This window comes from Thomasclavelia sp., from assembly GCF_017889095.1.
Taxonomy (GTDB): domain Bacteria; phylum Bacillota_I; class Bacilli_A; order Erysipelotrichales; family Coprobacillaceae; genus Thomasclavelia.
Genome location: NZ_JAGHEW010000136.1, coordinates 1 through 24212 on the forward strand (window position 1 = coordinate 1; position 24212 = coordinate 24212).

22 protein-coding genes are annotated in these 24212 nt (G+C 28.1%); 19 read left to right on the plus strand and 3 right to left on the minus strand.

Annotated elements, in window-relative coordinates; all coding sequences use genetic code 11:
* Positions 1–177 precede the first annotated feature (177 nt).
* The 19 genes from J7M77_RS06240 (at position 178) to J7M77_RS06325 (ending at position 19478) form a co-directional block, all read left to right on the plus strand.
* Positions 178–675, plus strand: a complete 498-nt coding sequence (locus tag J7M77_RS06240) for a transcription termination/antitermination NusG family protein (protein WP_296876972.1) — start codon at positions 178–180, stop codon at positions 673–675.
* An 11-nt stretch (positions 676–686) separates the two neighbouring features.
* Positions 687–1199 (plus strand): transcription termination/antitermination NusG family protein, encoded by a 513-nt coding sequence (locus tag J7M77_RS06245; RefSeq protein WP_296876973.1) that lies wholly within the window; start codon positions 687–689, stop codon positions 1197–1199.
* A 177-nt stretch (positions 1200–1376) separates the two neighbouring features.
* A complete protein-coding gene (locus J7M77_RS06250) occupies positions 1377–2231 on the plus strand; it encodes a sugar transferase (protein ID WP_296876974.1) in 855 nt (284 codons plus the stop codon).
* A gap of 48 nt (positions 2232–2279) precedes the next feature.
* Positions 2280–3206, plus strand: coding sequence for a glycosyltransferase (locus J7M77_RS06255; RefSeq protein ID WP_296876975.1), 927 nt, complete (start codon positions 2280–2282; stop codon positions 3204–3206).
* Positions 3207–3228: 22 nt separating this feature from the next.
* Entirely contained in the window at positions 3229–4149 is a 921-nt protein-coding gene (locus tag J7M77_RS06260) for a glycosyltransferase (protein ID WP_296876976.1), read from the plus strand.
* Between the two features lie 25 nt (positions 4150–4174).
* The gene (locus tag J7M77_RS16850) at positions 4175–5182 is read left to right on the plus strand and encodes an EpsG family protein (protein ID WP_367236837.1); all 1008 of its coding nucleotides are present in this window, start codon (positions 4175–4177) and stop codon (positions 5180–5182) included.
* Positions 5183–5254: 72 nt separating this feature from the next.
* Positions 5255–6223: an acyltransferase gene (locus J7M77_RS06265; protein WP_296876991.1), complete on the plus strand. Its 969-nt coding sequence runs from the start codon at positions 5255–5257 to the stop codon at positions 6221–6223.
* 16 nt (positions 6224–6239) lie between these two features.
* Entirely contained in the window at positions 6240–7430 is a 1191-nt protein-coding gene (locus J7M77_RS06270; RefSeq protein ID WP_296876977.1) for a glycosyltransferase, read from the plus strand.
* A gap of 201 nt (positions 7431–7631) precedes the next feature.
* Positions 7632–9032 carry an oligosaccharide flippase family protein gene (locus J7M77_RS06275; RefSeq protein WP_296876978.1) on the plus strand — a complete coding sequence of 467 codons (1401 nt, stop codon included), beginning with the start codon at positions 7632–7634 and terminating at the stop codon, positions 9030–9032.
* Between the two features lie 84 nt (positions 9033–9116).
* On the plus strand, positions 9117–10109 hold the full coding sequence (locus J7M77_RS06280; RefSeq protein ID WP_296876979.1) for a glycosyltransferase: 993 nt from the start codon (positions 9117–9119) through the stop codon (positions 10107–10109).
* 99 nt (positions 10110–10208) lie between these two features.
* A complete protein-coding gene (rfbF, locus tag J7M77_RS06285) occupies positions 10209–10988 on the plus strand; it encodes a glucose-1-phosphate cytidylyltransferase (RefSeq protein ID WP_296876980.1) in 780 nt (259 codons plus the stop codon).
* A 1-nt stretch (position 10989) separates the two neighbouring features.
* Positions 10990–12054, plus strand: a complete 1065-nt coding sequence (gene rfbG / locus J7M77_RS06290) for a CDP-glucose 4,6-dehydratase (RefSeq protein ID WP_296876981.1) — start codon at positions 10990–10992, stop codon at positions 12052–12054.
* On the plus strand, positions 12042–12971 hold the full coding sequence (locus J7M77_RS06295; protein WP_296876982.1) for an NAD(P)-dependent oxidoreductase: 930 nt from the start codon (positions 12042–12044) through the stop codon (positions 12969–12971). The genes rfbG and J7M77_RS06295 overlap by 13 nt, the downstream gene beginning before the upstream one ends.
* Positions 12955–13524 carry a dTDP-4-dehydrorhamnose 3,5-epimerase gene (gene rfbC, locus J7M77_RS06300; protein ID WP_296876983.1) on the plus strand — a complete coding sequence of 190 codons (570 nt, stop codon included), beginning with the start codon at positions 12955–12957 and terminating at the stop codon, positions 13522–13524. The genes J7M77_RS06295 and rfbC overlap by 17 nt, the downstream gene beginning before the upstream one ends.
* Positions 13517–14791 carry an NAD(P)-binding protein gene (locus J7M77_RS06305; RefSeq protein WP_296876984.1) on the plus strand — a complete coding sequence of 425 codons (1275 nt, stop codon included), beginning with the start codon at positions 13517–13519 and terminating at the stop codon, positions 14789–14791. The genes rfbC and J7M77_RS06305 overlap by 8 nt, the downstream gene beginning before the upstream one ends.
* Before the next feature lie 159 nt (positions 14792–14950).
* Positions 14951–16183, plus strand: coding sequence for a nucleotide sugar dehydrogenase (locus tag J7M77_RS06310; protein ID WP_296876985.1), 1233 nt, complete (start codon positions 14951–14953; stop codon positions 16181–16183).
* A 20-nt stretch (positions 16184–16203) separates the two neighbouring features.
* Complete coding sequence (locus J7M77_RS06315; RefSeq protein WP_296876992.1) at positions 16204–17232, plus strand: NAD-dependent epimerase/dehydratase family protein; 1029 nt, start codon at positions 16204–16206, stop codon at positions 17230–17232.
* Between the two features lie 11 nt (positions 17233–17243).
* Complete coding sequence (locus J7M77_RS06320) at positions 17244–18050, plus strand: hypothetical protein (protein ID WP_296876986.1); 807 nt, start codon at positions 17244–17246, stop codon at positions 18048–18050.
* A gap of 438 nt (positions 18051–18488) precedes the next feature.
* The gene (locus J7M77_RS06325) at positions 18489–19478 is read left to right on the plus strand and encodes a type II toxin-antitoxin system antitoxin SocA domain-containing protein (protein ID WP_296876987.1); all 990 of its coding nucleotides are present in this window, start codon (positions 18489–18491) and stop codon (positions 19476–19478) included.
* 641 nt (positions 19479–20119) lie between these two features.
* Here J7M77_RS06325 and J7M77_RS06330 read toward each other — a convergent pair.
* The 3 genes from J7M77_RS06330 to J7M77_RS06340 form a co-directional block, all read right to left on the minus strand.
* On the minus strand, positions 20120–21007 hold the full coding sequence (locus J7M77_RS06330) for an ROK family protein (protein WP_296876988.1): 888 nt from the start codon (positions 21005–21007) through the stop codon (positions 20120–20122).
* Positions 21008–21113: 106 nt separating this feature from the next.
* The gene (locus J7M77_RS06335) at positions 21114–22586 is read right to left on the minus strand and encodes a glycoside hydrolase family 1 protein (RefSeq protein ID WP_296876989.1); all 1473 of its coding nucleotides are present in this window, start codon (positions 22584–22586) and stop codon (positions 21114–21116) included.
* Between the two features lie 14 nt (positions 22587–22600).
* Positions 22601–24212, minus strand: a 1612-nt coding sequence (locus tag J7M77_RS06340) for a glucose PTS transporter subunit IIA (RefSeq protein WP_296876990.1), incomplete at its 5' end; no start/stop codon positions are given.

Below are 24212 nucleotides of genomic sequence, written 5' to 3' on the forward strand. Positions count from 1 at the left end.
GAGTGAATTATTAGGACATTCAACAATTTCAACAACAATGAATTTATATGTTCATCCAACTATTGAATATAAAAAGGAGCAGATTAATAAAATTCCTAAATTTTAAGTCGCAGATTAGTGTAATCTATGACATTCATTATTTTTTATGGCTAATTTTGTGAAAAAAGGATAGGAAATATGTACTGGTATTCGATTCAAGATAAATCTAATTCATTAAAATCATTGATTAATTTCTTTAATCAGCAAACAGATACTTATGCATTTATTCCTAAAATAGAAAAATGGTTTAATGTAAAAAAGGTTAAAAAATATGTAGTTAAGGAAATGTACCCTGATTATATTTTTGTAAAAAGCTGTTTGAATGAAGATAAATTTAAAGAAAAGTATCAAAGGTTTTTAAGTGATATTAATAGTTTAGCTAGTTTGGTTAAACAAGGTGATTCTTTGGTTATGGATAAAGAGATACAAAGTATTTATGAATGTTTATTTAATGATAAAGGAGTTATTGAACATTCAATTGGAAATATTGTTGAATCGAAATTAATTATTGATCAAGGACCAATAAAAGGATTAGAAAAATATGTAATCAAGATCAATCGGCATCATCGCTTTGCTTTATTACAGTTAAATGATGGCTATTTAAAAGTTCCTTTAGAAGTGGTTAGTAAAAGTTAGAATGAGGATAAGTGATAAATAATAGGATGAATTATTATGTATTATACTGTCAGACATTGAAAACTGAAAAAGTATGTTTAAGACTAAATAAAAAAGAAGGCATACATGCTTTTATACCACGAATTGAAAAATACATCAGGGTAATTGATACCATTACTTTGCAAGTTATGTTTCCTGGTTATTTGTTTATTAAAACAGAATTAAGTCAAAAAGATTTTGATTCATTGTTATTTTTGATGAATGATGAAAAAGATGGCATTATCAAAGAATTAAAGAAAACTGGTGTTTCAGCTTTAACTAATAATGAAATAGATTTATTAAAAAGATTATTAGATGATAATGCAGTCTTAAAGATGTCTGAAGGATATAAGGAAAATGGTAAAACGATTATTACTAAAGGACCATTATTATCTTTCCAGGATGACATTATTGATACTGATAAAAGAGATATGCTTGCTGTATTGAGAGTAAAATTTCTAAATAGAAATATTAAAGCAGGCCTATTATTTAAGCAAAACAAGTAAGATATTGCGTGTGGGTTCTCTGCCTTTATCTATTGTTTGAATATATCAAGATAGTCTGATATAAGATAATTTATCGGATAGGGGAATCATTATCAAAAATAAGAAAGTATATTTTTCCATATATAGAAATATATATGGCTTTTTTTATATTTTAAGTGAGAGGGGGAAAAGAAAAACATGGAAGGTTTAAGCCAGGAAACTGAAAATTATAGTCTGTTAAAAGAAAAGACGGAAAAATGTATTTTATGCGGAAGTGAAACCAATGTTTCAGTTGATCAGTATATTGGTTCAAGAAAGCATTATATAGCTGGGGCTGGTCAGCTATGTGAAAAATGCTTTAATAATCTTTACCGTAACAAAGAAAAAGAAGCTGGCTTTGAAGCAGATATCAATGAACAGTATTTTTATGATCAGATTCAAAAATATAAAAATACAGTAAGCTATAAAAATAAATACGGATATGAACTGTTTAGACGTCTAATAGACGTTGTTTTTTGTTTAGTGGCTATTATTCCAGCAATAGTATTAATTGCAATATTCGCTGTAGCAATAGTAATAGAATCACCAGGCAATCCAATCTTTTCACAGACAAGAGTTGGAAAGAACGGAAAGTTTATCAAAATACATAAACTAAGATCAATGAGATTAGATGCAGAAGCAAACGGACAAAAGTGGGCAGATAAGGAAGATCCAAGAATTACCAAAGTAGGAAAAGTAATCAGAAAATATCGGATTGATGAATTACCACAGTTACTGGATGTATTTCTAGGAAGAATGTCATTAATAGGACCAAGACCTGAAGTACCGGTATTGACAAAAAGATTCAATATAGAAAATCCGGGATTTGTAACGAGGCTGATGGTAACACCGGGATTATCAGGATGGGCACAGGTACATGGAGGATATGAGATCACACCAAAAGAGAAATGGAAATTGGATAATAAATATATAGAAGAGAGAGGTTTTAAAATGTATTTTAAAATCTTTTATTTAACAGTAAAAACAGTACTAACTGGGGATGGTGCAAGATGAACAGTTTCTCATGTAAAAATTTTAGCAAGGAGAATATATAGTAATTGTATGAAAAAAAAGATATTAATAATGATGTCAACTTACAATGGTGAAAAGTATATAAATAAACAAGTTGATAGTATTTTAAACCAAAAAACATGTTTAGCAATTAATTTGTTAATTAGAGACGATGGTTCTACTGACAATACACCTGATATTTTAAAAGAATATGCAAGTCAATATAAAAATATAGAAATTGTTCTTGATAGGAATATAGGATGCAATAGAAGTTTTTTTAAATTAATACAATTAGCTAAAGATTTCGATTATTATGCATTTAGTGATCAGGATGATATTTGGTTAGAAAATAAAATACAATCTGCTATTAATGAAATAGATAAATTAGATTCCAATATACCTATTTTGTATGGATCTTCTTCGTATATTATGAAGAATGAAATTAGTACCGGAAAAGAAACTAGAAAAAAAATTCGACCAATAAATTTTTATAATACAATTATTCAAAATTTTTTACCCGGACATTCTCAGGTTATGAATAGGGCAATGATTGATATACTAAAACAATCTAAAAATATAAATTTCGATAAAATATATATGTATGATTATTGGATTTGTAATGTAGCAGCCATTTTTGGAAATATAATTTTTGATAATAATTCGCACACTCTATATAGAATGCATGATCAGAACGTTCTTGGGTATGGTAATAATAAAATCAATTGGACAATAAACAGATTGAAGAAAGTGCGTAAAGGAGAGTTAACTAAACAGGCAATTCAGATTAATTACTTTTATGAATATTATAATGATCAGTTATCAAATGAACAAAAAGACGAGATAGAGAATTTTCTCAAAGCAAAAAAAATTTTTTATAAAAGAATAAATTATGCATTATCATCAAAATTCTATAGACAAAGTAAATTGGAAACTCTTTTATTTAAATTACTGTATATTTTTAAGCAGTATAACATATGAAATCTTTTGAAGGAGAGAGAAAATGGATATTAGAATTAATATAGGTGGCATAGTTACTTTTAATCCCAATATTTTGGAATTAGAAAAAAATATTAAAGCAGTATATAACAGTTTAGAGGTTTTAATAATTGTAGATAATGGATCAACAAATATAAAAGATTTAAAAGAATTATTGTTAAATTTTGAAAATATAATATTGATAGAACTAAACGAGAATAAAGGAATAGCTTTTGCTTTGAATGTCATTGTTTATAAGGCAAAAGATTTACAATATGAGTGGGTATTATTGTTGGATCAAGATAGCATTTGTGATGAAAAACTCATGGAAAATTACAAAAATTATTTAACGAAGAATTTAGATGACAAAATTGCATTATTGACACCTTTTATTATAGATATAAATAAAATATCATTTGAGGAATATAAAGGTTATAAATTGCCTACTACTTCCAAAGTTTCTTTTGCTATTACTTCTGCTTCCTTAATTAGAATAGATGTATTTGAATATATAGGAGGATTTGATAATGACTTATTTATTGATTGTGTAGATATAGATTACAGCAAAAGATTAGAGTTAAATGATTATAAACAAATTAGAATTAATACTACATATTTACTACAACAAGTAGGAAAAGCAGAAAAAACTAGGATATATCGAATTCATAAAGATAATGCTGGAAGTTTGACAATTCAACCTTATTATAGAACAAATCACTCACTTACAAGGCAATACTATATGGCTAGAAATAACATAATAATTGTAAGAAAGTATTATCGAGGATTAAGAAAGATAAAGAAATATTTATTTGTATATTGCTATCTATTAGCAAAAGTTTTAGTAGAAAAAAATAGAATTAAATTGTTTAAAACTCAAATTAAAGGAATTTTAGATGGATATAAATATCCCACTATTTGTTATCGGAAGGGATGTTCATATGAATAATATTATTCAAAATAAAATTATTAAAATGAGTATTTTAAAAGCTAAAATATATAATGTTCTTTCATTTTTGTTATTGTGGATATTCTTTGGATTTAATACATATAATAGCGATTATAGAAATTATGAAACAATATATAATATTATTGCAAGAACTGGTGATTATTATTCGTCTAATATCGAGATTGGTTTTAAATTTATAATGAAAGTTTTTTCAAATTTGAACTTTAATTATCAGGAATTTTTAATATGTTATTCATTTATATGTTTACTGATTTTTTTTAAAGGAATTTCTAGATTTACAACAAAGCCATATGTGGTTATGATTATCTTTTTCTTTTATCCTTTTTTTCAGTATATCTTGGCGATTAGATTAATGATGTCTTTAAGTCTACTTATAAATGCGGTATATTATTTGAAGGAAAAAAGTTTGAAAAATATTATAATTTACTGTGCTTTGATTATCATTGCTTCTTTATTTCATCAAACTGCTTTTGCTTACATTTTGTTATTAATGATATTTATGAATAGGAAATTAGTTAAGCTGTGTTCATTAGTAACGACTTTTTGTTTTTTAATAATCCTTTTCATACCACAAGTTATACAATTAATAGGTAGAGTATTCCCAAAATTTTTAATATATATGAATGATGGAACGAATCCGGCAACTATTTTTGTCATTATTATATATTATATTGTCATTCACTTTATCTTGAATTATTCAAAATTAGAAGTAGTTAGTGAACATAAAAGTGATTCTGAATTAATAAGAAAGATGTATTCTATTATGATTGTATTCATTCCATTGATGTATTTTAGTATGGACTTTTTCAGATTGATTACAAATACAATGGTATTCATATACATATATTTTAGTAATCTAAAGTTAATTATCAATGGGTATACGACACAAAAGAAATGCATAGTTTGGAGTATGTTTATCATTTTTTTAATAGTACAAAATTTTACTTTTGGATATTTGAACAATTTCGAATCACAAATTATACCAATCATAACTAATAATATGTTTTTTTGAAAATAGAAAGGACTGATTATTATTAAATTATTAAAGAACAATCTTAGTGATAGAATTAAATTTATAGACTTCATTTTATGTGTTTTAATAGTTATTCATCATAGCTGTAATATAAGTGTAAATTTGGAGACTATATTAATCAACTATACTTTTGTGAATATTGTTGAAAGACTGTTTTATAATATCTCTGAAATTGCTGTTCCTGTTTTTTTCTTCATTTCTGCTTTTTTATTTTATTATGATTATAGTAAAGAAGATTATAAAAAAAAAATAAAGAGAAGATGGCAGAATCTTATCATCCCATATATTTTTTATTGCAGCATATATTATATATTATTTTTTTATAGGTCATTGAATTTTATAGATTTCTTTTTTTTTATAATTAATGGTGAGTCTTTTTTGTGGTTTATTAGAGATTTAATTATATATAGTTTTTTAGCGAATATTATACTGAAATGCATTACTAATAAAAAAATTGTATTATTAAATATTTTTGGCAGTTTCATGCTAATAATTTTAAATATCGCTGAATATAAATCTATTTTCTACTGGTGGGGTATATATCTGTTAGGTGCTTATGCAGGAAAGTATCATCAAAAATTTTATAGTTTAGAAAATAGAATAAAGAAAAAAATATCAACTAAAATAATCATGTTATTTATTTTAACTATAATATTATTTTCATTTTTTATGCCTAATTATACTAGTAAGGCAAGTCTTTATATATCAATTTATTATATTGTGTTTAGATATATATCATTAATTTTATTTTGGTTAATAATACTATATTTTAATAACAAAATAAAAATTAAGGAATATATGACAAATAGTTTCATTGTTTATTGCTGGCATCCTGTCTATATTGTGATATTGCAATTAATACTTGATAAAATTGTTACAACCTCTTCAGATAGTACTGTTATGTTAAAATATATGCTTACTATTGTTTTAAGTTATTTGTCTATTTGTTTAACTTTTCAGTTAATCAAAAAAATATTTCCAAAACTTGCCATCTTTTTAAATGGAAATAGAATCAGCTAGGAAGGAGCAGTTTTTTATGAAAATCATGTTGTTTTTAGAACATAGTTTTTATGTAAATAATTTAGGACAGATTTTTTGTGAAAAAGTAATAAATAATGATTATCTTAAAAGATATACAGATGTTTTTGAAGAAGTGATTATTTGTGCTAGAAAAAATGATGAATTAAAATCATTCATTGATGAACCTTTAGAGAATGTAAAATTATTACCCTTACCTAATTATAATGCTAATCAATTATTATTAAAAATGCATAAAATTGTAAATTACATTGGAAAGAATATAAAAGATGTGAAGGGAATAATTTTAAGAGCTCCAAGTTCATTATCGGTTGTAGGCTATAATGTTGCTAACAAATACAATATTCCATTTATTTCTGAAATAGTTATAAATCCTAATTATTTGTTTGATTTATCACAAGGGAATATTGTAAGGAGATATATAAATAGAGTTGGCCGTTTAATTTTGGTTAATCATACAAAAAAAATATGTTTAGAATCAGCTGGTGTATCTTATGTGACAGAAAATGCGTTACAGCAACAATTTCCATCAAATCGGAAAAAATATGGAGATAGTTCAACACAGTATGAAACATACTATTCAAGCATCAATTTAAAAGAGGAACATTATTCTACTGAAATAAGCAATCGAAATCAAGATGATGAGTTTATAATTGTTCATACTGGATGGATGGTAGGTTACAACAAAGGACATATGGAAGTGATTGATGTAGTAAAAAAATTAATAGATAAAGGATATAAAATAAAAGCCTATTTTATTGGTGATGGACCGTTAAAGTCTGAACTTGAGAATTATAGTAATTCTTTAGGCGTATTAAACAATATTTGTTTCACTGGAAAATTAAATTCTTTTAATGATATACAAAAGATACTAAAAAAATCACATTTATTTGTTTTCCCAAGTCAAATAGAAGGATTGCCTAGAGCAGTAATAGAGGCAATGGCTAATTCGTTGCCATGTATAGCTTCAAATATAGATGGAATGGACGAGTTATTAGATAAGGATTTTTTATTTGAATTAGAGAATACGGAACAAATAGTTAAATTAATTGAATCATTTATTAATAATGAAGATCAGAGAATTAAACAAGGAAAAATTAATTATAATAAAGCACAAAAATATCATTATGATATTTTATCTGCTAAAAGAAGAAATTTTTATATACAATTTAAAAAAAATGTGCAATAAGTTGGTATGTATTAATATGTGAAAGCAAAATAATTTTATGATTAAAAATTTTATAAAAGGGATAAGTATATTAATGTCTGAAAAAGTATTTTCTAAAATTTTATATTATCAAAATATCCTACATATATAACATAATTAATTTATGAATGTAATTAAATATGAAAAATTATAGCTAATAAGAATTTAATAGGAGGAATTTTTTTGGATAACAAATTTTTAAAAAAAACAATAATTTATTTTGTCGGAAATTTTTCATCGAAAATTTTAACTGCTTTATTAATACCTATATATGCATATTTTGTTTCAACAGAAGATTTAGGAAATTATGATTATATTGTAGCGCTTATGAATATAATTATACCTGTTGTTTTTTTTAATATGTGGGACAGTATTTTAAAATACGCAATAGTTGGGAACAGAGAAGAAGAATTAAAAAAGATATTTACCAGTGCATTTATCTTTATTATGATAAATACACTAGTATTTGTAGCGGGATATTTAATAATTTATAGATTTAATATTATTTCATACCCATGTTTCAATTTGTCTATTTTAATGATGTTATCATATGGATCTGTATATTTATGGCAGTATTCATGTAGAGCATTTCAAAAGAATACTGTATATGCATTGAGTGGAGTGATATCTTCATTCATAAATATAATAATGATTATAATTCTTGTTATTATATTAAATTTAGGATTAAATGGATTGATATTTTCTTATACTATTTCTATGATAGCAGCTGTTGTTTTTATTGAAAAAAAAATAAAGATATTGCAGTATATAGATTTTAGTTGTTTTGATTTTGATTTGTTAAAAAAAATGTGTGTATTTTCTGCACCCATTGTATTGAATACTATTTCTCTTTGGGGGATGAGTGGTATTAGTAAAATATTATGTGTCAATTATTTAAATGCTGAAGCGAATGGATTATTTTCGTTTGGCAGCAAGTTTGGTTCAATAATAACAATTTTTGGATCAATTATAGGAGCGGTTTTAATAGAAGAGGCCTATTTAGAAAAAAATCTAGCAAGCTATCGAAAAAGATTTTCAAATATTATACAAAAATTATTCATTATCTATCTTATTACACTTTTTTTTGCAATACCGCTATTAAATATTATATATAATTTTTTATGGATAAATAACGACTATTATTATTCGAAAATAATTTTACCTTTCATTTTGTTGAGCTCAACATTCTCTAGTATTGGTACAAATTTTGGATCAGCATTTCAGGTTACTGAAAAGACATCATATATATTTACAACCACTATGTTTGGTACAATAGTATCTATTGTTATATCCTATTTAACAATAAATAATTTAGGAATATTAGGATTGGCACTGGCGCAAATGATTGGGAATTTAATTTTAGTTATTTCAAGAGCACTTTTTGCATATAAGTTAACTGGTTTAAAAATCGATTGGAAAATAAATATTTTTTTAATATTGATATATGTAGTCATTTCGTTTGTTTCTATTTATGTAGAAATATTAATTAATTTATTGATAATTGCTATAATAACTCTAATAACCGTTTTTTTATTTAGAAATGACATAAAAAGGTTATTGCATTTAGCTATCACCACTAAATAACAAATATATTAGTTTGTTATAAATTGAATAGCTTATATAAAATATTTTTTTTATATACAAAAACGAAGATAGGAGATAGAGATTATGAATATTGCATATCAGAGTAGCAATGAATTTGCAGTACATACTGGGATATCATTATATTCCTTATTGCAAAACAATAAGGATATGCCCAATTTAAATATATTTTTACTGTCTAATGGGATTAGTGAAGAGGAACTAAAAAAGTTTAAAAAATTAGTTAAATCATTTAATAGAAGTATTAATATCATTGATATAAAAAAGAAATTTGAGGAAGTTAAAAAGAAATATAAGTTAATGGATTTTAGTAATATTAATGCTTGTTCTGAAATGCTTCCAAATGACATATTTCCTAATAATATTGATGAAATACTTCTAATCGATTCTGATACTATAATAGACGGGTCTATAAAAGATATTAGGCCACATGATTTTGATAAATATATAGTATCTGCGGTTCCGAACTATCAGTTTAATTATACTTATAATATATTGGATGAAGACAGCAAATATATTATTGATAAAAATGGATTTTATTTTAATTCTGGTGTTGTTTTATATAATTTAAAGCAGTGGAGAAACATTGATTGTGATAAATTAATTTTGAATGCTATAAATCAAGTAAACGATAGAAATTATTTTGCATCACAAACTATTTTAAATAGAGCAATTCCCAAAGAATATATACATTTGATGTCATACAAATATAATTATTTTGGTTTTCTTTATAGCAAGTATATGAGAAATGAAATACATAAGTTGTATAATGAAAACAATATCAGAGAAATAGAAAAGAAGCCTACGGTATTACATTATAAAGGAAATCTAACTCGCCCATGGTATAAGGAATTGGATTCGGAAGAAATAAATATTTATAGAAGCTATAAAAGGCAAACTGAGTGGGCTGATTATCCGTTAGAAAGCATATTTAAGACGCAGGTTTATAAAGATATGAGCAAATTATCAAAACTAAAATATTTTATTTTAATAAAATGTCAAAATAATAGTATGTTTAATTATATGCTTTATTTAAAATCAAAAAATAAAAAAATGTAAAGAACATATAATTATACATTTTAACTGTAATATTTAATAAGTTTTTATTTAGCAACTAGCAATATTATATATTTTGAATAGAAAGGATAATAAGTTATTATGAAAGTTGTAATCTTAGCAGGAGGTTTTGGTACAAGAATAAGTGAAGAATCACATTTAAAGCCAAAGCCAATGATTGAAATAGGAAGTATGCCAATTCTTTGGCATATCATGAAAAATTACAGTTATTATGGATTTAATGAGTTTATCATTTGTGCCGGCTATAAACAGGAATATATAAAAAAGTGGTTTAATGACTATTTTTTATACACATCTGATATTACTTTTGATTTTTCCAATAATAATGAAATGATCGTTCATAACAAACATGCTGAACCTTGGAAAGTTACAGTTGTTGATACCGGGTTAAATACACAAACTGGTGGACGTGTTAAAAGAATTAAAGATTATGTTGGCAATGAAACTTTTATGCTGACGTATGGAGATGCTGTTGGAAATATAGATATTCTTGCACTGCTTAAATATCATCAGAGTCATAGAAAAATTGGAACGGTATCTGTTTATAATTTTGGTCAGAATAAAGGAGTGCTGGATATTGAGGATGACGGAACTGTCGGTGCTTTTAGAGAAAAATCTGATCTTGATGGCGATTTAATCAATATTGGTTTCATGGTTTTTGAGCCGGAACTGTTTGATCTGATTGATAACGATAGTATTGTATTTGAACAGGAACCAATGAGCAGTTTAGTAAAGAATCATGAGCTTATGGCATATATTCATAAAGGATACTGGCAATGCATGGACACCCTAAGAGAAAAACAACAGCTGGAAAAATTATGGAATGCTGGTAATGCTCCATGGAAAGTGTGGGATAAATGATATGAGAGAATTTTATAAAAATAAAAAGGTATTAATTACTGGGCATACAGGTTTTAAAGGAAGTTGGATGTCTTTTCTTTTACATCAGTTAGGCGCAAATGTTACAGGAATTGCATTGGAACCTAATACTGTTCCATCACTATTCAACATTTTAGATTTAGAATCAAAAATCGATTCAAGAATTGTTGATATTAGAAATCTAAAAAAAATGAAAGAACTTTTTAACGAGATAAACCCTGAAATTGTTATTCATATGGCAGCTCAGCCTTTAGTTATTAATTCGTATAAAGATCCGGTTTATACTTATGACGTTAATGTTATGGGAACTGTAAATATATGTGAGTGTATAAGGACAAGTAAATCAGCAAAATCATTTGTAAATGTGACTACCGATAAAGTATATCAGAACAATGAATGGTGCTATGGATATCGAGAAAATGACAGATTAAATGGATATGATCCTTATTCAAACAGTAAGTCATGCAGTGAATTGGTAACTGACAGTTATACTAATTCTTTTTTTAATTCTCTAAATGTGGCTGTTTCTAGATGTCGAGCTGGAAATGTCATCGGTGGTGGTGATTTTAATGAAAACAGAATTATTCCCGACTGTGTTAAATATACAGCCAATAAAGAATTTATTAAAGTCAGAAATCCCAATTCAACAAGACCTTATCAGCATGTATTGGAGCCGGTAACTTTTTATCTATATTTAGCAATGCTGCAGTATCAGGATAAGAAATATGCAGGATGCTATAATATTGGACCTAATGAAAGTGACTGTATTACAACTGGTGAGATAGTTGATCTGTTCTGTAATACATGGAATGAAAATGCAAGATGGGAAGCTGCTCAATATAACGGTCCTCATGAAGCAAATTTTTTAAAATTAGACTGTTCTCTTGCTAAAACAAAACTTCATTGGCATCCAATATGGTCAGTTAAAGATGCAGTAGAAAGAACGGTCGAATGGTCTAAAGCTTATTATGAAAATAAAAATATTGAAGAGATAACTGTGAAACAAATTAATGAGTATTTAAGGGAGACGTTATCATGGGAAGAGTAATAGTAACAGGTGCTAACGGTTTCTTGGGCAAAAACCTTGTAAATGAATTAACAAATGCTGGAATTCAAGTAACTGCTTTGGATATATGTTTTAGCAAGGAAATAATGGAAAATAAATCAGTAGAATGTATTAATGTGCAAAAATTAAAAATATCAGATATCAAATCAGTTTTATCTAAACATAGATATGACTGTTTTTTTCATCTTGCATGGGAAGGAACTTCTGGACCTGCAAGGTCTAATTATAAAATTCAATTAAAGAATGTTCAGATGGTATGTGAATATGTTGAATTGTGTCATTCGCTAAACTGTCAAAGATTTATTTACGCTTCAAGTATAAATGAAATGGAAACATATGAATATTTACAATCAGATGATATAAAACCATCAGGTGGTTATATTTATGGGACAGGAAAGCTTGCAGGACACTTAATGGGAGAAGTTGTTGCCTATCAAAAGGGAATTGAATTTATTCCTATTATTATTACAAATATTTATGGTGCAGGGGAAAAATCAGCTAGACTGATCAATACTGCAATACGCCAGCTATTAAATAAAGAACATTGTTCATTTACGGAAGGATATCAGACATATGATTTTATTTATATCGATGATGCCATTAATGCAATGATCGAAATAGCAGTAAAAGGAAAAGCATTCAATCGCTATTATATTGGAAGTGGACATCCAAAACCATTAAAAGATTTTTTGATTGAGATGAGAGATGTAGTAGATGAACATGCAGAACTAGGGTTAGGAGATATACCATTCAATGGGATAGATATTTCTTATGATCAGTTTAATCTGTTTAAAGTGAAAGAAGATACCGATTACGAAAATAAAATTTCATTTAAAGAAGGTATTCGTCTAACAAAAGAATATATCGAGGGGGAAAATCAAGATGATGCAAAGTTTTGAATTTAATGAACTAGACTTAAATGGCGCATATTTAATTAAACCATTTATAGCATGGGATAACAGAGGTAGCTTTATAAAAGACTATTCAAAAGAAATTTTTGAACAGAACGGAATCAATCATGATTTAAAGGAAGTATTTTATACAGTTTCGCATAAAGGAGTTATTAGAGCATTGCATTTTCAAGAGGTAAAAGAACAGGCTAAACTGGTAAGATGTGTAAAAGGGAAAATATATGATGTAATTGTTGATTTAAGGAAAGATTCTCCTACATATAAGCAGTGGAGAGGATTTTATTTAAGTGATGATAATAATCTTGAATTATTGGTACCAGAACATTTTGCACATGGTTATCTTGTGCTGGAAGATTCTATTGTTTCTTATAAATGTGCTGAAAAATTTTATGGTGAGTTTGACAGTGGGATAATGTGGAATGATTCTGATATTGCCGTTAAATGGCCGTTGGATGAAATTGGAGGCATTGAAAAGCTGATTAATTCTGAGAAAGATAATAATTTACAGTCATTTTACGAATGGGAGAATAAAAATGATTAGTATAGACTATCTTATTTTAGGTGCCGGTATTTCTGGTTTGGCTGCGGGACAAAAATTGAAAGAAAATGGAAAAAATTTTTTAATTTTAGAAAAAAATGATTCTTATGGTGGTTTGTGTGATAATTTTCAAATTAATGGATTTCGTTTTGATCGTTTTGTACATTTTTCATTTACCAATAATCGTGATGTTAGAAAATTTTTTGATCAGGTAGAATACTATGCCCACCAACCGATTGCTTATAATTATTACAATGGTTACTGGATAAAACATCCGGCACAAAATAATTTACTTCCAATCAGTAAAGAAGAAAAACAGTTGGTTTTAGATGGGATAAAAAATAGACAGAAATATAAAAATAGCTATCAAAATGATTATGAAAAATGGCTCAGATTTCAGTTTGGTGATTATTTTGCAGAAAATTTTCCAATGAAATATACTAGAAAATATTGGGGAGTAGAAGCAAGGGAGTTAGAAACAAAATGGGTTGGAAACAGAGTTTATCAGCCAACTTTTGATGAGATTCTTGAAGGGATGAATACCCAAGAAACACCGATTACTTATTATGCAAAAGAAATGAGATATCCTAAGTCAGGCGGGTTTAAAGCTTTTTTATCAGGTTTTGTTTATGAAAATTGTATTAAATATAACCAGGAAGTTATAAAAATTGATGCAAAAAATAAATTAGTATATACAATGGATGAAACTTACTCTTATAATTATTTGATTAGCAGTATTCCATTACCAGAATACAAAAAATTAATGGAAATAGATTGCAATGTAAAAAACTTAATTGATAAACTGTATTGGACAAGTGCATATATAGTTTCCTTAGGGTTTAAAAATAGTTTAAACAGAAACGATTTATGGCAATACATTTATAATGAAGATATTTTACCTGCAAGAATTTATTCGCCGAGTTTAAAATCACCAGATAATTGTCCTGAAGGGTGTTCTTCAATACAGGCTGAAATATATTTTAAAAATACAAAAGCTCCTAATCAATCAAAAGAATGGATACTTGATAATACATTAAATCAATTAAATAAAGCAAAAATTATTAATTTAGATGATTTAATTATAAAAGATATTCGTTTTGAAAAATATGCGAATATAATTTTTGATCATAATATTTATAGTTGTAGAGATAAAATTAGAAATTATTTATCAAAAGAAAACATTATAACTATCGGTCGTTTTGGTGAATGGAAATATTTTTGGAGCGATCAAAGTTTTTTAAGCGGATATAATTTTAATTCAAATTTGTAAAACATAAAACTTAGGTTATTTATATAGTTTAGATCTAAAATTAATCAAAATATGAAATAATATAATTTATAAGGGGTTTATGCTTAAAAATATTGAATAGAGAATAATATTATTATAATCGATTATTTTTAATCAAAAAGATTTTTGAGGAGTGAAAAAATGAAACTAGCAGTAGCAGGAACTGGCTATGTGGGATTAAGCATAGCTACTTTATTGTCACAGCACCATGAAGTAGTTGCTGTAGATATCATTGAAGAAAAAATTAATATGATCAACAATAAAAAGTCTCCGATTCAGGATAATGAAATCGAAGACTTTTTAAGTACAAAAAAATTGAATTTAAAGGCAACGTTGGATGCTAAAGCAGCTTATAAAGACGCAAAATTTGTTGTTATTGCAGCACCAACCAACTATGATTCAAAGAAGAATTTCTTTGATACCAGTGCAGTTGAAAATGTCATTGAAACAGTATTAAGTGTCAATAAGGATGCCATCATGGTTATCAAGTCAACTATCCCGGTTGGTTATACCAAAAGTGTGAGAGAAAAGTTTAATACTAAAAATATTATCTTTTCTCCTGAATTTCTAAGAGAATCAAAGGCATTATATGACAATTTATATCCTTCAAGAATTATTGTAGGAACAGATATGGAAGATGAATATTTAGTTGAAAAGGCTAAAGTATTTGCATCACTGCTTCAGGAAGGGGCTATTAAGGAAAATATTGATACTTTGTTTATGGGATTTACTGAAGCAGAAGCGGTCAAGCTGTTTGCCAATACATATTTAGCACTTAGAGTATCATATTTCAATGAACTGGATACCTATGCCGAGATGAAAGGATTAGATACAAAACAGATTATTGAAGGAGTATGTTTAGATCCAAGAATTGGAACTCATTATAATAATCCGTCATTCGGTTATGGCGGATACTGTCTGCCAAAAGATACCAAACAGCTACTTGCCAACTATGAAGATGTACCACAGGAAATGATGACAGCAATAGTTCAATCTAATAAAACAAGAAAAGATTTTATTGCTGATCGAGTGTTGGAGATAGCAGGTGGATATGGAGCTAATAGTTCTTATAATGTTGAAAAGGAAAAAGAAGTAGTTATTGGAGTATACCGTTTAACGATGAAATCAAACAGTGACAACTTCAGACAGTCATCAATTCAGGGAGTAATGAAAAGAGTAAAAGCCAAAGGAGCCAAGGTCATTGTCTATGAACCGACATTAGAAGATGGAATAACATTCTTTGGAAGTAAAGTTATTAATGATTTAGATGAATTTAAAAGACAGAGTCAGGCTATTATAGCTAACCGTTATGACAGTTGTTTAGATGATGTAAAGGATAATGTCTATACCAGAGATCTGTTCAGAAGGGACTAGGTAATATGGAAAGTATTGAATTGAATGGAAAAACAGTATTAGTAACCGGAGCAGCAGGCTTTATTGGATCAAATTTATGTAAAAGACTATTAGATGAATATGACTTATTGGTAATTGGAATTGACAGTATGAATGACTACTATGATGTAAGGATAAAAGAGTATCGATTGGATGCTCTTTTAAAATACGATAATTTTAGATTTATTAAAGGCAATATTGCTGATAAGGAATTAATAACTAATATCTTTAATGAAAATAAGGTTAATATTGTAGTTAATCTGGCAGCACAGGCAGGAGTAAGATATTCGATTGAAAATCCCGATGCCTATATAGAATCAAATATTCTTGGTTTCTATAACATCTTAGAAGCATGCAGACATAATGAAGTTAAACATTTAGTCTATGCCTCATCATCAAGTGTATACGGATCAAATAAGAAGGTACCGTATTCAACTGAAGACAAAGTAGATAATCCGGTAAGCTTATATGCAGCAACAAAGAAGTCAAATGAACTGATGGCACATGCATATTCAAAATTATATAATATTCCTTCAACAGGACTAAGATTCTTTACAGTCTATGGACCAGCGGGAAGACCGGACATGGCTTATTTCGGCTTTACCAATAAACTGGTAAATAACGAAACAATTGAAATATTTAATTACGGAAACTGTAAAAGAGATTTTACCTATATTGATGATATTGTTGAAGGAGTAATCAGGGTAATGAAGAAAGCACCTGAAAAGAAAACAGGAGAAGATGGATTACCAATACCGCCTTATGCAGTGTACAACATTGGAAACAGTAATCCGGAAAACTTATTAGACTTTGTAGAGATATTAAGTGAAGAGTTAATCAATGCCGGAGTATTACCTGAGGATTATGACTTTGAATCACATAAAAAACTGGTGGCAATGCAGGCAGGAGATGTACCGGTAACCTATGCAGATACAACAGCTTTAGAAAAAGAATTTGGATTTAAACCTAATACACCATTAAGAGAAGGATTAAGAAGATTTGCCATATGGTATAAAGAGTTTTACTGCTAAAAGGAGCAAATATGTATATAAATACAAAAAGCAAGGAAACAATTGAACAATCATTATGTGAAATATTAAATATTAATGATACTGAACTTAATGATTTAATAGATGATTGCTATAAAGAATATCAAAAAGATAAACAAGTATTAATTTTAGATAATCAGTATGATTATTTTTTTAATTATGTAAAAAAACAGCAAAGTAAAGATATTGGTAAAGTAAAGTTTATTCATTTAAGTAGAAGATTAGATGATGATAATGTAGGTTATAATTTTAAAGATTTAATTACTAAAGATACAACATTATCATCATTTATGAAAAAATATGGTATTACATTTAAAGATGATAATCATATAAAAATGATGATTGACAATCAAGAAGTATTGTTAGAGAAAAATGATGATTATTCAAGTTATTATTTGAAAGATCGTTTTGGTTATCGTTTTAATGATTTTAATTTTAAAGGATATATGTTTGAAGATGGGTTAGAAAACAGTGAACTTTATGAAACATTTGAACAGGGTCCTGAATTTTTTGGATATTTGTTTTCTTTTATCAATGATGATAAAATGATTGATGATTTTTATCAACAATCATCTTATTATAAATTTGAATATTTAGTACCTTTAAATTTAATCTATTTTGAAGATTATAATGAGTTAAATGATCAAGATAAACAAAGTCATATAATTGTTCGTAGTTTACAAAGATTATATAATTATAAATATGATCCAATTATGAACAATATGGAAAATAGAATAATTGGAATTATTGATAATCAAAATTTATCTGGAGAGTATTTAGTTAATAAAGTTTCAATTTAATAATAAAGTAAAGGCCAAAGCAAATTGACTTTGGTCTTATATTTTATACATTAAATGTATCAATTGATACAAAATAATCGATAAATAAGATATTATTGGATAGAATAATATTATGAGTAAGAAATATAATAAATTTGCATTATGTTCTAAATTATGCAAAATTTGTAATTAATAATATATTAGTAAAGATTAAGAGTTGCATAAGTAATAATAAATATACAATATTTAAAAATGAACATGAGGTTTTATATGTTTTTGCACCTCAAGTACAATTGTTTAATGTTGATGGAAAAGAAGAATTAGTAAATGTTTACATAAAGTTTAATTTAATTGAGTTATCAAATGGAAATAGAGTAGTTGTAATTTCTTTTCATAAATTAAATAAACTAATTGATTATTTGTTTAGATAGAGAATTTGCAAGGAGGTATTTTATAATAATGGAAAAAAGAAAAGTATTTTGTGAAGAATGTCGAAATGATGTAAATTATGAAGTTACTAGTGAACAAATGGAAGCAGATATAAAAGGAGAGAGATATTTTTATGCTGGCAAAGTTGCTAAATGTGTAAATTGTGGTAAAGAAGTCTATGTTGACATAATAAATGATTATAATTTGAAAAAATTATATGATGAATATAGAAAAAAGAACGATATTATTTCTTTAGATACAATATTAGAAATTCCTAAAAAATACAAAATTGGAAAACGACCACTATCATTATTATTAGGGTGGGGAGAATTGACTTTTACACGGTATTGCAATGGGAATATTCCAACGAAACAGTATGCAAAGATATTACAAAAAATATATGATGATCCTAAATATTATGAAACTATTTTAGAAGAGAATAAAACAAAATTAAAAAAGGCATCTTATGATAAAAGTAGAAATGCTGTAAATGAACTTCTAAATACTGATTATCCAAAATCAAAGCTTGATCTAGCAATAGAATATTTACTAAATCAATGCGAAGATATCACCCCTTTAGCTTTGCAAAAAGGACTTTACTATGTTCAGGGATTTTACTATGCATTTTTTAATGATTTTATGTTTTGGCAAGATTGCCAGGCATGGACACATGGTTCAGTATATAAAGAGATTTATTATCGATATCGTGACTATAAATTTGATCCAATTAAAGTAGATAGCGATTTTGATGATACTGTTTTTACATCATTAGAAAAAGCAATTCTTGAAAGTGTAAGTAAACATATATGCTGTTATAGTGGAAAAGTACTTGAAAGATTTACTCATTTGGAATCACCTTGGTTATTAGCTAGAGAAGGACTTTTAGAAACCGAACCTTCAAATCGAATCATCAAAAAAGAAGATATTAGCAGTTATTTTAGTATGATAAAGGAAAAATATAATATGCATGGTCCTGATGATATTAAAATGTACGCTCAGGCAATGTTTAAAAAAATCTAATATTTGTTATTTAATAAATTAGGGTTAATAAAAAAATAGTATTTAGTAAGATTTTAGAAGATTATAAATTGGAAGAAAACTATACTAATTTATAATAAGATACCTGCATTTTACTTTGATCAAACTCAATTTAGAGCTATTTTACCAATCTTAAATAATGAATTGGTATCAATAAACTAAATAAAGATACCAATAAACCTAATTTTGATACCAATAATGATACCAATGTAATCGATTTTGATACCAATTTGATACTAATATGATACTAATATGATACCAATGAACCTAATCTTGGACTAAATAAACTAAATAATGAATCTGATTCGTATTTAACTAAAAAAGAAAAGTATTAAAAGAAATTGAAGAATAGTTTTGTTTAATAATTAATCAAATAAAGTTGTAAAAAAATATAATTGTATATAATATAAGTGTAAAGGAACTATCGATAAGCGATTGTTCCAATGGAATATAGTTATTAGAAAATAACCGATTCATTGCAAGTGGCGGTTATTTTCTTTTGGTAATTTTATAAACCAATAAGATTAATGCAATAAGCATTATAACAAATTGAAATAATCATGATGACCTCATGGTTATTTTTTTATTAAAAAAGCAAGAACATTCAGTTCTTGCAAATAAAATTATTTAAAGATTTTTTTATAATTAGCTAAAGCGCCAATTAAATTAGAATCATTATAATAAGCACATGGAACGATATTAGCCTGAGGAATTGGAATTGGCATTTTTTCATAGATCTTATCTAATGATTTTTGGATATATTCATGTAAGATTGGCTGTTGGCTAATACCACCACCGATAGCAATTTTATCAGGGTCGACAAATGCCTGAATATTAAATAATCCCATGGCAACGATATCACAGAACTTGCTTAAAGCTTCTAAAGCTCTTTTGTCACCGTTATTGCAATATTCAAAAGCTTCCGGTCCTTCAATTTCTTCTTTTCCAACCGCATTACCAATCATTTTAACTAATTTTAAAGCACTAGAATCAAAGCCCCATTTACTATTGAAACCGTCTTGTTCATCCCATTTAGTTGATAAATAACTAAATTCACCCGCAAAACCATGAACACCAGTAAATACTTTATCACCAATAGTGACACCTCCACCGATACCACTACCAATGATACATACGGCACCAACATCAGTTCCTTTTAAACTACCATATTCAACTTCACATAAAGCGGCACATTTAGCGTCATTTTCAATGGCAAAACGTTTTGTTGTAACTGATTGTAACTGGGCTAAAATATCAGCATCCTGATTATAAAGTAAGGCTCCAGGAACTTGAACTTTACTAGTTTGTTTATTGATCAAACCAGGTAAAGACATGGCGATTCCATCTACTTGATCTTGATATTTTTCATAAAGATCTTTGACAGCATTTTTAAAAGCTGCTAATGAATCTTTAGGAGTAGGCACTTTGCCTTTTTCCAACATTTCTAAATCATCATTCATTAATGCATATTTAATTGCACTACCACCAACATCTAAAACTAAATAATTCATATAATACCTCCTTCATTGATATGATTACTTGTTACTAATATTTTATAAAATTGTTGATGAATAGTAAAGAAAAGTTTAAAAATAAAAAAGGAAAGCGGTGCTTTCCTTAGTCGTTTTCTTCTAATGCTTTGCCATTTGTTTCAATGATATGTTTCATCCAATAGAATGATTTTTTAGGAGTTCTTTTTAAAGTACCATTTCCTTTATCATCCATATCAACATAAATGAAACCATAACGTTTTTTCATTTCACCGGTAGACAATGAAATAAGATCGATTGGTGCCCACATTGTATAACCTAAACATTCAACACCATCAATGTTGATGGCATCAGCCATGGCACTTAAATGTTTTTGAAGATAATCGATACGATAATCATCTTCAACATAACCATTTTCATCGGCTTCGTCAATAGCTCCCATACCATTTTCAACAATGAAAATTGGTTTTTGGATACGATCATAAATTTCATTCATACAATAACGAAGTCCTAGCGGATCAACTGGCCAGCCCCAAGGTGTATTTTCTAGATATGGATTAGGGCTGCCACCAACATTAAACCATGGATCACCGGCTTTAGTTGTGTTTGAACGATAGTATGAAAAAGAAACGAAATCTAGTTGACCTTCAAATAAAATTTGTTTATCTTCTTCACTGATTTCTAATTCATCAAAACCATGATGTTGCCAAACAACTTTAGCGTAAGGATGATAATAACCGCGAGCCATCGTATCAATAAAATACCAGTTTTCACGGCGTTGTTGCAAATGATGGAACATATCTTCTGGTTTACATGTAGCTGGATAAAGTTCACTCATGGCATACATAGCTCCAAACATACTGCCAGGCATCATTTCATGTCCTAATTTTACTGCTTTGGCGCTGGCAACAAACATATTATGAGCCCCTAAATAACGAGTTTTTCCATCACTTTCGCGAGTACCACAAGGACCAAATCCTCTAACGGCATTGATTTCATTAAATGTTAACCAGTATTTACAGCGTTTACCATAACGTTCAAATAATGTTTTACAATATTTTAAATAACAGTCGATGACATAACGATTTGCCCAGCCATCATATTTTAAAGCTAAATTCATTGGCAATTCATCATGACAAATAGTAATAAGTGGTTGAATCTGATATTTTTCTAATTCACTGATGACATCATCATAGAATTTCAAACCAGCTTCATTAGGTGCAGTTTCTTCACCGTTTGGATAAATTCTGCTCCAGCAGATACTAAAACGAAATACGTTAAATCCCATTTTAGCCATTAAAGCAATGTCTTCTTTATAGTGATGATAGAAATCAACTGCCTGATGACTTGGATAATACTGGTCATCTAAAAAAACAGGTGTGGCTTCTTTAGGTACGGGATCAGCATAGAAAAACGAACTCCGTGGTCTAATAATTGAACCATCGGGCATTTGTAAAGTATGACTACGAGGATTATCGATGGTTCCATCAGTTTCATAGTCATGTGATAGTATTCCTCGGCCACCTTCATTAAAGCCACCTTCAAATTGGAAATCAGCAGTAGCACCGCCCCATAAAAATCCTTCTGGTAATGTTTTCATAATCTTTTTCTCCTTTATTTTATGATTGTTCCTTGTTTTATTTTACCATAATGATCAAATTTAATCTCTTTTCCATTAGTATTAGTTACAATTAACATTGTGGTAAGATCATAGCCTTTTGCAATTATAGCTTCACGGTCGATTTTAACGATTGGCTGACCTGCTCTGATATTATCTCCCTGTTTAGCTAAAACATCAAAACCTTCACCTTGTAAATTAACAGTATCAATTCCAATATGTACTAATAATTCAATACCATCATTAGTAGTAATTCCAAAAGCATGACCAGTAGGGAACATTGCAGTTAAAGTACCGTTAGCAGGGGCACTAATAAAATCACTGTCTAATTCAAAAGCAACGCCATCACCTAAAGCTTTACTAGCAAAAGCTTCATCATTTACTTTTTCTAATTCAATCATTGTTCCATCACTAATGGCAATGATCTGGTCATCTTGATATTCTTTAGTTACCGGTTTTGTTAAAGCGGCATTTTTCTTAGGTTCTTCGATTCCTAAAATGAAAGTAACTATAGCTGCTACGATTATCGCTACAGCGACCCCGATGATCATTGCTACAACAGTATCCTGGAAAATTGGTAAAGCAATAATATTTGAATATCCCATGATAAAAGCTTTCGCTCCTAATAGACTGGCAATAAAACCACCGGCAAAACCACCAATCATAACTCCATACATTGGTTTACGATGTTTTAAGTTGATTCCATAAATAGCTGGTTCCGTTACACCCGCAACAATGCAGCCTACGGCAATTGAAATACATTCACTACGATATTTGGCATCTTTACTTCTTAAAGCAACTCCTAAAACAGCACCACCTTCAGCCATATTATGAAGCAAGAAAGCTGGACGGATCATGGCATCATAACCGGGATCAGTTAAAAGCTGAGTCATAAATGGTGCTAGGGCCGTATGCATACCAGTCATTACTAACCATGGTAAAACAGATGCTAATAAACCAACGGCAACTGGACCAACAGTACCGCTTAAAAACATAAAGATTGCAGCAATGCCTTCACCTAACATACTTCCAATAGGACCTAAAATTAAATAACCTAATGATCCGGCAACAAAAATTGTTCCCATTCCCACAAAAACTGATCTAAAAATACCAGGAACGATTTTATTAAAGAATTTTTCTGCATAATAAGCTACTAAAGCAATCAGTAAAGCTGGAAGTAAAGTAGTTCCATAAGAGATTGCCCGAACAGAAATACCAAATAATGCAAATGGTTCACCACCAGCAACTAAACCAGTGAAGTTGCCATGTAATAAAGCGGCAGTAGCTACCATAGCGTATACTGGTGTCGCTCCTAATTTACTGGCTGCCCCATAGGCAACAATGATTGGCATAAAATAAAACGGAGCATCAGCAATGGCTGATAACAATAAATAAGTTGATGAACTGCTAAAACTGCTGTCAATAAAAGTGACAATTAAAAGCAAGATAACTTTTAACATTCCCCCGGCAATCAAACCAGGAATTAATGGTGTAACGGCCGCAGAAACATAATTAAGAATATTATTAGCGATGTTTTTTATTGTTAGAGGCTGTTTTTCTTTACTAAGATCATCAAGATTTTCATCACTAGCTTCCCCGGCTTTTAGA